This window comes from Pseudomonas sp. EA_65y_Pfl1_P113, from assembly GCF_963970525.1.
In the GTDB taxonomy this organism is placed as follows: Bacteria; Pseudomonadota; Gammaproteobacteria; order Pseudomonadales; family Pseudomonadaceae; genus Aquipseudomonas; species Aquipseudomonas tritici.
This window is the reverse complement of sequence record NZ_CAXAQM010000009.1, coordinates 105594-121636: the sequence shown is the minus strand read 5'-3', so window position 1 is coordinate 121636 and position 16043 is coordinate 105594. Positions and strand designations below refer to the sequence as shown.

Here is a 16043-nt window from a genome sequence, read left to right as displayed (position 1 = left end):
GTCAAATCGCCTCTAGTTCGCTCAAAAAGTCACGAAGATCATCAAAGTCTTCCGCGCTGCCGGCACGGAAGGTGGCAGCGGCCTGCACGTAGGCACGCAGGGTTTCGGTCTGGAACACTTCTACCAGGGGCACTTCCAGGCCCAGTTCGGCCTGGACCCGCGAGGTGATCTGAATCGCCAGCAGGGAATGGCCGCCCACCTCGAAGAAGTTGTCGTTCAGGCCGACTTGCGGCAGGCGCAGGACATCGGCCCAGATCGCGGCGATCTGTTGTTCCAGCTCGGTTTCGGGGGCCACATAGGCCTGTTGCAACAGGCTCGCATCCGGCTCGGGCAGGCCCTTGCGGTCGAGCTTGCCGTTGGGGGTCAACGGCATTTGCGCCAGGAACATGAAATGCGTCGGCACCATGTAGTCCGGCAGACGGGTTTTCAGGGCGCGGCGCAGAACGTCGCGCAACTCGGTTTCGTTGGCCAGGTTGCCGCCTTCCGGCACCACATAAGCCACCAGGTGTTTGCCGGTCGGGCCGTCCTGGGCGACCACTACGGTTTCACCGACATTGTCCTGCTCACGCAGGCGCGCTTCGATTTCGCCCAGTTCGATACGGAAACCACGGATTTTCACCTGATGGTCGACGCGGCCGAGGTAGTCCACCACGCCATCCGGACGCCCACGGGTCAGGTCACCGCTGCGGTACACACGGCTGCCCGGCTTGCCGAATGGGTCCGGCACGAAGCGCTCAGCCGTTAACGCCGGTCGCTCCAGATAACCCCGCGCTACGCCCTCGCCGCCCAGGTACAGCTCGCCGGCCACGCCGATAGGTTGCAGGTTGAGGTGTGCGTCCAGCACATAGCCGCTGCGGTTACCCAGCAATGTACCGATCGGTGCGTAGACGGCACCGCATGGGTCATCACGGCGGGCTTTCCACAGCAACGGCGTGACCACGGTTTCCGTCGGGCCGTAGCCGTTGAACAGGTAAGTGGGTTTGAGCGCGCGCCAGGCCAGGTCGTAGCTGGCTTGGGCAACGGCATCACCCCCGAAGCAGTACACGCGCACCTTCGGTGGGTTGCCGTCACGCTCGGCATGCTCGGCCAACTGTTGCAGGTACACCGGCGGGAACACCGCCATGGTCACGTTGTGACGGTGCATTTGCTGGTAGGTGTATTCCGGCAGCCACAGGCTGTCATCGCGGATCAACACACTGGCGCCGTTGATCAGCGGGTGCATCCAGCCTTCGTGGGAGCCGTCGAAGGCGAACGACATGAAGTGCAGTTCGCAATCGGCGGGCGAGGTTTCATAACGCTCGCCGGTGGCAATGATATGGGCTACCAGTGGACCGTGGGACACCGCCACGCCCTTGGGCATGCCGGTGGAGCCGGAGGTGTAGATCACATAGGCCAGGTTGTCGCCATCCAGCTTCACTTGAGGGTCAGTGTCGCTGAACCCCGCCCACTCCTCGGTGCGATCAATCGCCAGGCTGTCCAGCCCCTCGGGAATCGGCAGTTGCTGCAAGGCGCTGGTGTGGGTCAGCAGCAACCGGGCACGGCTGTCCTGCATCATGTACAGCAGGCGGTCACGCGGGTATTCGATATCCAGTGGCACGTACACGCCACCGGCTTTCATCACCGCGAGGAACGCCACCATGATCTCGGCACTGCGCGGCATGGCAATTGCCACGCGCACTTCCGGGCCGACACCACGGGCGATCAGCGCATGGGCCAGGCGGTTGGCCTGGCGGTCCAATTCACCGTAGCTCAGGGTTTGCGTGTCGAACTTCACCGCGACTGCATCCGGGTTTTCCCGGGCACGGTCGGCTACCAATTCGTGCACCAGCCGCTCGGCCGAGAAGCCGGCGTCAGTCTGGTTCCACAACCGAAGGATGTGTTGTTGCTCATCCTCGCCCAGCAGGTTGAGTTGGCTGATGGGTTGCTGTTGATCGGCAACCATTGCCTGCAAGAGGTTCTGCCAGTGGCCGGCCATGCGTTCAATCGTGGCAGGGGCAAACAGGTCTGTGGCGTAGCTCAGGGAGGCACGCAGCGTCGCCTGGCTTTCCTCCACATCCAGCGCCAGGTCGAATTGCGCCACGCCTTCATCCCAGCTCAGCACCTCGACATCCAGTTCGGTGAGGCGCTGCAGGTGGTTATTGGCTGACGTCACACGATGGTTGAACAGCACCTGGAACAGCGGGCTCAGGCTCATGCTGCGCTCAGGCTGCAAGGCTTCCACCAATTGCTCGAACGGCAAGTCCTGATGGGCCTGGGCCTCCAGGGAACGCCGGCGCACTTGCTGCAACAGTTGCACAACGCTCATCTGCCCATGGATATCGGCCTTGAGCACCTGGGTGTTGACGAAAAAGCCGATCAGCCCTTCGGTTTCCAGGCGATTGCGGTTGGCTATCGGCACGCCGACGCGCACGTCTTCCTGGCCGCTGTAGCGGTGCAGCAACGCCTGGTAGGATGCCAGCAATACCATCGGCAAGGTGATCTCGGCGTTCTGCGCCAACTGACGCAGGCCGCTCAGAAGCTCAGGGTGCAGCTCGATGCCCAGGCGTGCGCCACGCTGGCTCTGTACCGCCGGACGCAAGTAGTCGAAAGGCAGCTCCAGCACCGGCTGTACGCCACCCAGCTGGGCCTGCCAGTACGCCAGTTGACGAGCCTTCTCACCGGCCTCCATCCAGTTGCGCTGCCACAGGGCGTAATCGACGTATTGGATCGGCAAGGCGGGCAAGTCGGGCATCCGCCCCTGGTTGAAGGTAGCGTACAAATGGACCAGTTCCTCGACCATCAATTGCATCGACCAGCCATCGGAGACGATATGGTGCTGCACCAGCACCAGTACGTGGTCATCAACAGCCAGACGCAGCAACTTGGCCCGCAGTAGTGGCCCGCGCAGCAGGTCGAATGGCTGCGCAACCACTTCTGCGACCCGCGCCTTGAGGCCATCTTCCTCGGTGCCGAGCAGGCTGATCTCAATCAGGCCCGAGTCTTCAATCACCTGCACCGCGCCGCCAGCGTCCTGGCGCACATGGGTGCGCAGACTTTCATGGCGTGCCAGCAAGGTGTCAAAACTGCATTGCAGAGCAGGCAGGTCGAGCAGCCCTTTCAAACGTAATGCGCTGGGGATGTGATACGCCGTGCTTTGCGGGTCCAGTTGCCAGAGAAACCATTGGCGCTCCTGGGCATAGGACAACGGCAGCGGTTGACTGCGGTCAGCCTTGAGCAACGCAGGAGCAACCACGCCCTCCTCGCCCAGCGCCCGAACGAAGTCCTCCAACCGCGGATGTTCGAACAGGGTCTTGAGCGCCACTTCCAGCGCCAGCACCTGGCGAACCCGCGAGACAACACGGGTGGCCAGCAGCGAATGCCCGCCGAGCTCGAAGAAGTGATCGTCAAGGCCGACCTGCGGCAGCTCCAGCACCTCGGCCCAGATCGCCGCGACCTGCTGTTCACGCAGTGTGACTGGCGCCACATGGCCTTTGCTCAAACGCGCAGCGTCCACTGCCGGCAAAGCCTTACGGTCGAGCTTGCCGTTGGGGGTCAGGGGCAGGCTGTCGAGGAACACCAGGTGCGCCGGCAGCATGTAGTCCGGCAGGCGCTCGCGCAGGGCCGCCTTGTAGGCCTCTACCGTGTCGGGTACCGAGCTGACCAGGTAAGCGATCAAGCGGTCGTTATCGGCCAGAACCACGGCTTCGCGCACGCCGGCATGCTCGCGCAAACAGGCTTCGATTTCGCCGAGTTCAATGCGGAACCCGCGCACCTTGACCTGATGGTCGACGCGGCCAATGTATTCCACCGCGCCATCTGCACGGTAGCGGGCCAGGTCGCCAGTACGGTAGAGGCGCTCCCCTGGCGCACCATACGGGTTGGGCACAAAGCGCTCGGCCGTCAGCGCGGGGCGCTCGTGGTAACCACGGGCCAGGCCGACACCGCCGATCAGCAGTTCACCAGCAGCGCCCACCGGGCTTGGTGTCAACCCGGCAGTGAGGATAAAGAACGTGGTGTTGGCGATAGGTCGCCCGACAAAAGGCTGTGCGTCGTGCAGACGATGGGCCGCCGACCAGATGGTGGTCTCGGTGGGACCATAAAGGTTCCACAGCGGACCTTGCAGGTCGAGCATGCGCTGAGCCAGGTTCGCCGGCAGCGCTTCACCGCCGCACAGGCTCTTGATACCGTGCAGCAACCGGGCACGTGGGCTTTCCATCAGCATGCGCCAGGTCGAAGGCGTCGCTTGCAGCACGTTGGCGGACTGGCTGTGCACCAGGTCGATGATTGCTTCCGGGTCGAGGGCCAGTTCCTGGCCGCTCAGCAGTACCATGGCACCCACCGTCAGGGGCACGTACAGTTCCAAGGCGAAGATATCGAACGAGAAGGTGGTCAGTGACAACATCCGTGCGTCAATGCCGAAGTCCAGAGTATCGGCCATGCCGCAGGTAAAGCTGCACAGCGCCCGGTGGCGTACCATCACACCCTTGGGCTTGCCGGTGGAACCGGAGGTGTAGATCACATAGGCCAGGTGTTCCGGCGTGACCTCGACCTGCGGGTTGTGCTCGGCAGCGTCGGCGGCGTCGACCATCAATACCTGCACACAGTGCCGGTGCGCCAGGTGACCGATCAAGTGTGGCTGGGTCAGCAGGACCTGTGCGCGGCTGTCTTCGAGCATGAAAGCCAGGCGATCCGCCGGGAATTGCGGATCAAGCGGCACATAGGCGCCACCTGCCTTGAGCGTCGCCAGCAGGCCGACCACCATGTCCAGAGAGCGCTCGACATGCACCGCCACCAATACGTCCGGACCCACACCCGCCGCGATCAAGCGATGGGCCAGGCGGTTGGCGCGACGGTTGAGTTCATCGTAGCTCAGGGCTTGACCATTGAATTGCAGCGCCAGGGCGTGTGGTTGTGCCAGGGCCCGGGCTTCGAACAACTGATGCACACAACGCTCGCGGGGGTAGTCGACGGCGGTGTCGTTCCAGGTTTCGAGCATCTGCTGCCACTGCGGCGCACTGAGCATCATCAGCTCATCAACGGCCTGGGACGCATCGCGCACCACGGCGCACAATAGGTTTTGCCAATGTTCGGCCAGGCGCTCGACAGTTGCTGCGTCAAACAGGTCGGTGGCGTAGGTCAGAGATGCCCACAAGCCTTCGGCGGATTCTTCGGTCTCCAGGCTCAGGTCGAACTGGGTGCTGTGCCCCGACCAATCCACCGGTTGCAACGCCAGGCCAGGCAATTGCACCGGGGCTGCCCGCAAGCTGTCCTGATGGTTGAACATCACCTGAAACAACGGATTGTGACTGAGGCTGCGCTGCGGTTGCAGGGCTTCCACCAACTGTTCGAACGGCAGTTCCTGATGGGCATGAGCCTCCAGGGCACGCTGCCTGGCCTGGACGAGTAATTGATCAAACGCCATCTGCCCTTGCATGTCAGCCTGCAACACCTGGGTGTTAACGAAGAAGCCGAGCAGACGCTCGGTTTCCAAGCGATTGCGGTTGGCGATCGGTACGCCCACGCGGATCTGCGACTGGCCGCTGTAGCGATGCAGCAACACTTGGAAAGACGCCAGCAGCAGCACGAACAACGTCACACCCTGGCGCAGGGCCAAGGCCTTGAGGTCGGCCACCAGCGCATTGTCCAAATGCACTTGCCTGCGTGCGCCACGGTGGCTTTGCACCGCCGGGCGCGGGTGATCCAGCGGCAGTTCAAGCACCGGATGCTCCATCCCCAGGCGCATGCGCCAGTAATCGAGTTGACGCTGTTTTTCACCGGCGGCCATCCAGTCGCGTTGCCACTGCGCGTAGTCGGCATACTGGATCGGCAACCCAGGCAACCGGGGTTGCCCCGCATAGAGCGCCACCAACTCGTCGACCATTACTTGCATCGACCAACCATCGGAAATGATGTGGTGCTGGGTAATCACCAGCACATGGTGCTCCGGCTCAACTCGGAGCAATTTGACGCGCATCAGCGGGCCAGCGACCAGGTCAAAGGGACGCTGGATTTCCTGCGCCACCGCGTGCTCGATGGCCGAAGCGGCGACCCGTTGTTGTTCGATCGGCATCGGCAGGCTTGGGTGAATCACCTGCCAGGTGTGCTCACCGTCCTCCTCAAAGGTAGTGCGCAACGGTTCGTGGCGCTGCACCAGGGCCTGGAGCGCCTGCTCCAGTGCCGCGACGTCCAAGCGCCCACGCAGGTGCAGCGCGCTCGGCACGTGGTAGGCGGCGCTGGTCGGGTCCAGTTGCCAAAGGAACCATTGACGTTCCTGTGCGAACGACAGTGCCAGCGGCTGATCACGCGTCACCGCCACCAGCGGCAGCGCAGTTGTCGCCTGCAACTCTGCGCAAACGCCTGCGAAGGCCTCCAATGTCGGTTGTTCGAACAAGGCCCGCAGCGGTACTTCCAGTTGCAGGTCATGGCGCACCCGGGAAATGACCTGGGTCGCCAGCAACGAGTGGCCGCCATGCTCGAAGAAGTGGTCGTTGAGCCCTACCTGCTCCACCTGCAACACGGCCTGCCAGATGGCGGCCAATTGGATTTGCAGGGGATTTTGCGGCACCACGTAGGCCTGGCGTGCCTGATTCAGGTCCGGTGTCGGCAGCGCACGACGGTCCAGCTTACCGTTGTTGTTCAACGGCAACGCATCGAGGATGACCCAATGCCCCGGCACCATGTAGTCCGGCAACGACTGGCGCAAATTGTTCGCCAATGCGGACGCTTCCAACGCTTGCCCTTTAACGGGTACCACGTAGGCCACCAATTGCGTGCCTGTCGCGCTCGACTGCGCGATGACGGCGGCTTCACGCAACTGCGGCAAGGCTTGCAGGCTGGCTTCGATCTCGCCCATTTCAACCCGGAAACCGCGGACCTTCACTTGATGATCGATGCGTCCGACGTACTCAAGCGCACCCGCCTCGGTGTAACGGGCCAGGTCGCCGCTGCGGTAGAGACGCGCACCAGGCACGGCGGAGAACGGGTCTGGCAGGAAGCGCTCGGCAGTCAGCGCCGGGCGGTCGAAGTAGCATTGGGCCAAACCGTATTGGGCGCCGATGCACAACTCGCCCACACCCTCGGTGGCCAGCAATTCAAAACCACTGTCCAGCACATACAAGGAGCGACCTTCGATCGCCCGGCCAATCGGCACACCAAACGCATCGCTGGCGTCCGCCAACTGGCAGTCATGCACACTGGACACCACGGTCGCTTCGGTGGGCCCGTAGGTGTTGACCAGGCGCACGTCGCCCAGACCGGCCGCGTACCAGGCGCGCAGCCCTTCCACTGACATCGCCTCGCCGCCCACGTGCACTTGGCGCAGGTTGCCCAGGGGGCGCGGGTCGAGGGAGCACTCCTTGGCGAGCAAATACCAGTAGGCGGCCGGCAGGTCCGCGAGGGTTACGCCCTGCTGCACGATCTCTCGAGCCAACTGCCCAGCGTCCCACAGCTCATCACCACGCATGATCAACGCCGCGCCCACGCACAGCGGCGGGTAACATTGCTCGACAAAGCCGTCGAAGCTGAACGTGGCGAATTGCAGCACGCGGTCTGCCGCGCTCAAGCTGCTGTAGACCTCGGCGCTGTCGCAGAACTGGCCAAGGGCGGCATGGTCGATGGCCACGCCCTTGGGCAGCCCGGTGGAGCCCGAGGTGTAGATCACATACGCCAGGTCGGCGGCTGCGGCGTGGTTGGCGGGATTGGTGGACGGGTAGCGTGCCAGTTCTTCGCCGGACGCGGTGAACTCCTCGCGCACCAGCCCTTGGGGCAACGGTAGGTCGGCCAGCAGCCCGGTCTCGCTGAGCAGCAGGTCGAGCCGGCTGTCAGTCAGCATGTAGGCAAGGCGTTCGCCAGGATAGTTCGGGTCCAGCGGCACGTAGGCGGCGCCGCTCTTGAGCACCGCCAGCAGGCTGACGATCAACTGTGGACCACGTCGTGCGGCCAGGCCGACGCGCCGGCCTGGGCCAACGCCCAGTTCCAGCAGGCGATGGGCAAGACGGTTGGCGCGATCATTGAGTTGGGCGTAGCTCAGGCGTGTATCGCTCGCCTGCACTGCCAGCGCGTCGGGTGTGACGTCGGCCTGGGCAGCAATGCGTTCGTGCACGCGCAGATGACGCTGGGCCGCGCTAGGCGACTGGCTCAGGGCAAGGATGTCGCGCCGTGCAGCTGGGTCGAGCAGACGCAGGCTGCCGACGGGCGCCTGAGCATCAGCCAGCATCTGCACCAGCAGGTGACGCAGGTTGCGGCTTAATTGAGCGACCTGCCGAGCGCTGAAGCGCGCCTGGTCATAGCCGAACTCCAGGCGCAGGCAACTGCCCAGCTCAATGCCCAAAGTCAGCGGATAATGGGTCTGCTCATGGTTATGCAGACGACCGAACGTCAGACCGGCAGGCGCGCCCTGCTTCAAGACGTCCGCCACCGGGAAGTTCTCGAACACCAACAAGCTGTCGAACAGCGCCGCCCCCTGCTGGCCCGCCCAACCCTGGATGTCATAGAGCGGCACATGTTCGTGGTCGCGCAGGCTCAGGTTGAGGGCTTGCAGCTCGCTCAGCCAGTCGGCCACCGCCTGGGTCGGCGCGGCGGCGCTGACAATGGGCAGCGTATTGATGAACAGGCCCAGTTGCTGTTCGAGCCCCGGCAACGGCGCCGAGCGGCCGGCGACGGTAGCACCGAACGCCACGCACGCCTGGCCGGTGTAGCGTTGCAGCAACAGGCTCCAGGCCCCTTGCAGCAGCGTGTTGAGGGTGACTTTCTGATGGCGGGCAAACTCGCCGAGGGCGCGGGTAAAGTCGCTGTCCAGCACCACATGATGGTCTGACATGCCCTTGCCGTCGGCCGGCACACGCAGGGCTTGCGCCAGCAAAGTCGGTGCCTGCAACGGCGCCAGACTGGCTTTCCAGAATGCCTCGCCCGACGCTTGCTGTTGCAACCAGCCCAGGTAATCGCGGAACTGCCCTTGCGGTGCCGGCACGTTATGCCCGGCGTAATGGGCGATCACTTCGCCGAGCAACTGGGCGTTACTCCAACCGTCCATGAGGATGTGGTGGCTGGTGAAGATCAGGTGCCAGGCACGGCCGGCACCGCGCACCAGCATCAAGCGAAACAACGGCGCCGCATTCAGCGCAAAACCCTTCTCGCGCTCTGCGACAGCAAGCGCGTCAACGTCGGCGGCGACGTCTTCGATCACGTGCAACTGCACATCCACCTGGCGCTGGATCACTTGATGGGCACTGTCCAGGCCAAGCCAGTGGAAGCTGCTGCGCAGGATGTCATGACGGTCCAGCGCGGCTTGCCAGGCACGGCCGAACGCCAGCAGGTCGAGGCCTTCGATATCCAGGCGCAACTGGTTGATATAAGCCTCTGCCTCGGGCTCGTACAAGGTGTGGAACAACATGCCCTGCTGCATGGGCGACAACGGGTAGACATCGGCAATGGCTGGCCCCGCGATAGGCAAGCCGTCGAGTTGCAATTGGGTCAGGCGCGCCAGCGGGAAGTCCGAGGGTGTGACCTGCCCCGTGGGCGTGGTGCAGCAGTGTTCGATCAGGGCCTGGAGTTCAGCCGCGTAATCATCCGCCAGGCGCTGAACAGTCGCCACCTCGAACATCTCACGACTAAACCCCCACCGCAGGGCCAATTCACCGCCGTACACCTGCCCTTCCACCGTCAACCAGTTGGCCAGCGGTGCCTCAGGGTCCTGGGCCTGACCGCTGCCCTGGTCAGCCGGAACGAACAGCGCCGCCTCGTTGAACTGGCGGTCGAACTGGCCCAAATAGTTGAAGGTGATGCGCGGTACGGCCAGGCCTGACAAGGCCTCGCGGGCGTCAGGTGCGCCGAGGTAGCGCAGCAGGCCATAGCCGATACCTTTGTGCGGCACGGCCCGCAGTTGCTCCTTCACCGACTTGATCGCCGCCGACAACTCACCCTCGGCCTGCAGGCGCACCGGGAACAGGCTGGTGAACCAACCCACGGTGCGGCTCAGGTCGAGCGTGTCGAACAGGTCTTCACGACCATGGCCTTCCAACTGGATCAGCGCGGCAGGCTGCTCGCTCCAGCGGCTGATGACGCGTGCCAGGGCGGTCAGCAGCAGGTCGTTGACCTGGGTGCGATAGGCCGCCGGGGCGTCTTGCAGGAGTTGGCGGGTGTGTTCGGCGCTGAGGCGGATTTCGAGTGTGGTGCCCAGGCGGTTTTGCAGGCCGCCCTGAGGGTTGTCGCAGAGCAGATCGGCGCTCGCGGTCTGTGCCTGCCAGTACGGCAGTTGCTCGTCCAGTGTCTGCGCATGGGCCTGCAACTGCTGCGCCCACTGCTGGTAGGCGCTGGTCTTGGCCGGCAGCGCGGCGTTGCGATAGGCCTGCTGCAGGTCTTCGAGCAGGATGCGCCACGACACGCCGTCCACTGCCAGGTGATGCACCACCAGCAGCAGACGCTGGGTGCCGTCGGTCATCGTTGCCAGGACGGCGCGCAACAGCGGGCCCTGTCCAAGATCGAGACTGCGTTGAGCTTCATCGCACAGTGCGGCCAACTGCGCCTCGTCAGAGACCTGTGACTGCCACAGTGACGCGCTCGTAACCGGCTCGGCATGAGCTTGCCGCCAACCGTCTGCCTGCTGCACAAACCGCAGGCGCAGGGCGTCGTGGTGATTGATCAGGCGGGTCAAGGCGGCGTCAAGGCGCACGGGGTCCAGCACTTCTCGCGAGGTCAGCAGCAACGACTGGTTCCAGTGCTGGCGTGCCGGGATCGCCTGCTCGAAAAAGCTGTGTTGCACGGGTGTGAGGAGTACCTCGCCGGTGACCGGCCCCTGGTCGATGACCGGCGCCTGCTCAAAGGTGGCCACCCGCGCCAGGCTGCGCACGCTCTGGTACTGGAACAGGTCTCGCGGGCTGAGGCGAATACCCGCCTGGCGCGCACGGCTGACTACCTGGATGGAGATGATCGAATCGCCGCCCAGCTCGAAGAAGTTGTCTTCCAGGCCGATCTGCGGCGTGCCGAGCACATCACTCCAGATCGCCGCCAAGGCTTTTTGCAGCTCATTTTCCGGCGCGACATAGGCCTGCTGTGGGGTGGCGTCCGGCAATGGCAAAGCTTTGCGGTCAAGCTTGCCGTTGGCAGTCACCGGCAACTTGTCCAGGGGCACCATGTGGGTGGGCACCATGTATTCCGGCAGGCTGCTGAGCAACCAGGCCTTGAGGTCGCGCGGCGCTGCGCCTTCCAACACCAGATAGGCCACCAACTGCTTGGCGCCCTGCACCAGCACCACGGCTTCACGCACCGATGGGTGCTGCATAAGGCGCGCCTCGATTTCACCCAGCTCGATCCGCAGGCCGCGCAACTTGACCTGGTGATCGAGGCGGCCAAGGTATTCGATTACCCCGTCGGCCCGCTGGCGCACGCGGTCGCCGGTGCGGTAAAGGCGTGCGCCTTCACCGAAGGGGCTCGGCACAAAACGCTCGGCGGTGAGCGCCGGCCGTCGATGGTAACTGCGCGCCAGGCCAGTGCCGCCCAAGTACAGCTCGCCGCTGACGCCAGTGGGAACAGGGTTGAGCTGGGCGTCGAGCACATAGGTGCCGAGGTTGGCGATGGGCCGGCCGATAGGCACGCTGTCGGCGCCTTCGTCGATGCAGGTCCAGTGGGTAACGTCGATGGCCGCTTCGGTCGGGCCGTAGAGATTGAACAACCCGGCCTGGGGCAATTTGGCGAACACTTGCAACTGCGCATCCAGCGGCAAGGCTTCACCGCTGCACACGATGCGTCGCAGGCTGTTGCAGGCTTGCACCCCCGGCTCATGGATAAACGCCTGGAGCATCGATGGCACGAAGTGCAAGGTGGTGATGCGGTGCTGCGCGATGGTCTCGATCAGGCGCGCTGGCTCACGGTGTTCACCGGGCGCGGCGACGACCAGCCGCGCGCCGGTCATCAACGGCCAGAAGAACTCCCACACCGACACGTCGAAACTGAACGGGGTTTTCTGCAGCACCGCATCGCTGGCGTCCAAGCCATAGGCCTGCTGCATCCAGCACAGCCTGTTGACCAGTGCTCGATGGCTGTTGCCGGCGCCCTTGGGCTTGCCGGTGGAGCCGGAGGTGTAGATCACGTAGGCCAGGTTCAGCGCATGCAGAGCGACGCTTGGCGACTGGCGACTGTAACCGTCGAGCCAGTCGGCAGGCTGGTCCAGCGCAATCACCTGGATGCCCTCGATTGGCAGCAACGGCAACAGGTCGCGCTGACTGAGCAGCAACTGGATGCCGCTGTCCTCGATCATGTAGGCCAGGCGTTCCCGGGGGTATTCCGGGTCCAGCGGGACGTAGGCGCCGCCGGCCTTGAGAATGGCGAGCAGGCCGACCACCATTTCGATCGAGCGCTCGACGCAGATCCCCACCAGCGCATCAGGGCCTACCCCCTTCTCGTGCAAGGCGTGAGCCCATTGGTTGGCGCGGGTATCGAGCTGGGCGTAGGTCAGCGTGGTCGCACCGAACACCAGCGCGGGTGCATCGGGTGTGGCGTGCGCCTGGTCTTCGATCAGTTGATGAATGCCGCGCTCGGTCGGGTATGCCTCGGCGGTCTGGTTCCACACGTTGACCCGCACGTGCCGTTCATCCGAAGCCAGCATCGGCAACTCACCGATGCGCTGCTCACCGTCGGCCACCATGGCTTGCAACAGACTGATCCAGTGCCCGGCCATGCGTTCGATGGTCGGCGCGTCGAACAGGTCGATGGCGTAGGTCATTGCGGCGTGCAGGGTGCCGGATTTCTCATAGGTGTCGAGGGTCAGGTCGAACTGGGTGGTGCGGCCTTGCCACTCCACCACTGCCAGCTCCAGACCCGAAGCGGTGCTGACGCTGGCAATATCGGCCACCACCGGCTGGTGGTTGTACATCACCTGGAACAGCGGCGTATGGCTCAGGCTGCGCTCGACCTTGAGGGCTTCCACCAGGCGCTCGAACGGCAACTCCTGATGGGCCTGGGCGTCCAGGGCATGCTCCTTGATGCTTTGCAGCAGCTCGGCAATACGGGTTTGCCCGGTCAGTTCGGTGCGCAGCACCTGGGTGTTGACGAAGAAGCCGATCAACCCTTCGACTTCAGTGCGGTTGCGGTTGGCAATGGGCACGCCAACGCGGATATCGCCCTGCCCGGTGTAGCGATGCAGCAGTACGTTAAAAGCGCCGAGCAACAGCATGAACAGGGTGACATTGTGTTTTTGCGCGCAAGTGCGCAGTTGTGTGGCCAACTGCGGGTCGATTGCGAAGTTATAGCGCGTGCCTTGGTAGCTCGGCATGGCCGGGCGTGGGCGGTCCGCGGGCAGTTCCAGCACAGGATGCTCATCGCCCAGGCGCGCCTGCCAGTAGTCCAGTTGGCGAGCCTGTTCGCCGGCCTCCAGCCAGCGGCGTTGCCACAGGGCGTAGTCGCTGTACTGGATCGGCAAGGCCGGCAATTGCGGGGTTTCATTACGCTCATGGGCGTCGTAGCAGCGGATGAATTCATCGATCAGCACGTTCATCGACCAGCCGTCAGAAACGATGTGGTGCAGGGTCAACAGCAATACGTGTTCCTGCGCATCGAGCTTGAGCAATTGCACGCGCAGCAACGGGCCGTTTTCCAGGTCGAACGGCAGCAGCGATTGACGGGTCGCCGCTTCGTTGACGGCCTGTTCGCGCTCGGCGGGGGCCAGGTTGCTCAGATCGAGCTGCTCGACGCTTAACGACGTTTGCGCCGCCACCTGCAACAGGCGCTCATCGGCCTGGCGCTGGAACACCGTGCGCAATGTTTCGTGGCGCGCGACCAGGCTGGCGAATGCCTGCTCCAGTGCGCCCAGGCTCAACGCACCCGTCAGACGCACCGCACCAGGCAGGTTGTAGGCGCCACCGGCAGGATCCAATTGCCACAGAAACCACATGCGCTGCTGCGCGTAGGACAGCGCCTCGCGATCCTCCACTTCCACCCCTGCCGGAATCGGAAACCGGGAAAAATCCACGCCTTCTTTCTGCAAGGCCTGCAGGAACAATTGGCGCTTTTCCAGGGGCAACCCGATAAACCGGCGAGCAAGTTTCAAGGAGTCTTCAGCATTCATTTCTTGGAGTCCGGAGCAATAGGCAGGAAGCACAAAGGCACGTCGTCCCTATAAAACGAACCGGAGAGGGAAAAATTAGCGGGGGATGGAAGGCGTGGCGCGAGGTGTCATCAGGGGTTACATCAATCTCAGGAAGACCACACAAACCCGAGCTAGCATTGACGGACACCACTTTTTGCAACTACATTTAGTTACACGCAGGGAACGCCGTGTCCAAAAATGAAAAGCTGCTCACCAAATTGCTCAACGAGCAAATGACATTTACTTGGCCCGAACGCGTCACGCTGCTGCGTCGGCTCGGCTACACACAGATTGAAGGGGCTGGAAGCCGCGTCAAATTCGACATCGGTGACCCCAGTGCAATGATCACCTTGCACAAGCCTCAGCCTGGCAACGAACTGAAACACTACATTCGGCGCCAGATCATCGAACAATTGAAATCAGGAGAACTGATTCAGTGAACAACCAACTGAAACACAAAGGCTACATCGGCTCTATTGAAGCCAGCCTCGAAGATAACTGCCTGTTCGGCAAGATTCTGTTCATCAAGGCGTTGGTGAGCTACGAAGGCAAGACCGTCGCCGAGTTGGACGCCGCATTTCGTGAGGCGGTGGACGACTATCTCACCACCTGCCAGACCCTTGGGCATACACCGGAGAAGCCTTGCAAAGGCTCCTTTAATGTCCGGGTCGGCCATGACCTGCACTTGGCGGCGGCCCTAGCGGCGACTCGCAAGAAAGTGACGCTCAATGACCTGACACGCCAGGCACTGAATGAATTTTTGCAGCACCACAGTGCAGATGATTGCCCGGCGATTGGCTAATTACCCCAATCGCCGACACCCCAACACCGCGCAACCCAGTACCACCGCCCCCGCCACCCATGCGACCCAGAACCCGCTGGTGGCGCCAAAGTGGTCGATCATCCAACCGGAACTGGCGGCGCCGATGGCCACGCCAATGCTGAGGCCGGTGATCAGCCAGGTCATGCCTTCGGTCAGGCGACTGACGGGCACGATCTGCTCTACCAGAGCCATGGCCACGATCAGGGTCGGCGCGAAGAACAGCCCGGAAATAAAGATCGCCACCGCAAGCCCAGGAATGTTGGTCACCAGCAACAATGGCAAGGTGGTCAACGCCGTAGCCACGCCACAGAACAGGAACTGCCGGGGCAACGGCGCCTTGAGTTTAAGGGTGCCAAACGCCAGCCCTGCCAGGCACGAGCCAATGGCGTACACCGACAGCACAATGCTCGCCGCCGCCGGCTGGCCCTGATGCTGGGCAAAGGCGACGCTGACCACATCCACCACGCCAACGATCACGCCCATGGCCAGCAGCAGGATCATCAGGATCAACACGGAGGGAGAAGCGATCAGCCAACGGCCGTGATGGTCCTGATGCTCATGCACAGGGGGTTCTGTCTCGCGTTGCAACACAAAGGTCGTGACGCCCACCGCCAGTAACAGCGCCGCCACCAACGGACCTGCTTCCGGGAACAGCACCACGCTCAGGCCCACCGAAATCGGCGGGCCGACGATGAAGCACACCTCATCCAGCACCGACTCCAGGGCGAACGCGGTTTGCAGCTTGGGCTGGCCGCGGTACAACTCGGTCCACCGCGCCCGCACCATGGCCGACATGTTTGGCATGCACCCGGCCAAGGCGGCAAACAGGAACAGCATCCAGTTCGGCGCCTGCAAGCGGGTGCACAGCAGCAACAACAGCAGCGCCCCGCCGCCGATCAGCGCGGCAATCGGCAGTACTCGCCCTTGGCTATGGCGGTCCACCAGCCTCGACACCTGCGGCGCGCAAAATGCCGTGGCCAAGGCAAATACCGCCGCCACCGAGCCCGCCAGACCATATCCGCCGTGTACCTGAGAGAGCATGGTGATCAAGCCAATGCCTGTCATCGATATCGGCATGCGCGCCAGCATACCCGCCAGCACAAAAGCTCGGGCGCCAGGGACCTGGAACAACTCGGCGTAAGGGTTTGCCATCCTGCTTGA

The 16043-nt window shown here is 63.3% G+C and carries 4 protein-coding genes; 2 read left to right on the top strand and 2 right to left on the bottom strand.

Annotated elements, in window-relative coordinates; genetic code table 11:
* Position 1 precedes the first annotated feature (1 nt).
* Positions 2 to 14038 (bottom strand): non-ribosomal peptide synthase/polyketide synthase, encoded by a 14037-nt coding sequence (locus AACY52_RS11230; protein WP_339560491.1) that lies wholly within the window; start codon positions 14036 to 14038, stop codon positions 2 to 4.
* A 209-nt stretch (positions 14039 to 14247) separates the two neighbouring features.
* Between AACY52_RS11230 and AACY52_RS11225 the strand changes: the two genes are divergently transcribed.
* Positions 14248 to 14499, top strand: coding sequence for a type II toxin-antitoxin system HicA family toxin (locus AACY52_RS11225; protein WP_339560490.1), 252 nt, complete (start codon positions 14248 to 14250; stop codon positions 14497 to 14499).
* Positions 14496 to 14861: a type II toxin-antitoxin system HicB family antitoxin gene (locus AACY52_RS11220; protein WP_339419827.1), complete on the top strand. Its 366-nt coding sequence runs from the start codon at positions 14496 to 14498 to the stop codon at positions 14859 to 14861. The genes AACY52_RS11225 and AACY52_RS11220 overlap by 4 nt, the downstream gene beginning before the upstream one ends.
* On the opposite strand, the gene AACY52_RS11215 is transcribed toward AACY52_RS11220, so the two are convergent.
* Positions 14862 to 16034 (bottom strand): MFS transporter, encoded by a 1173-nt coding sequence (locus AACY52_RS11215; protein WP_339419825.1) that lies wholly within the window; start codon positions 16032 to 16034, stop codon positions 14862 to 14864. It abuts the gene before it with no gap.
* Positions 16035 to 16043: the final 9 nt, after the last annotated feature.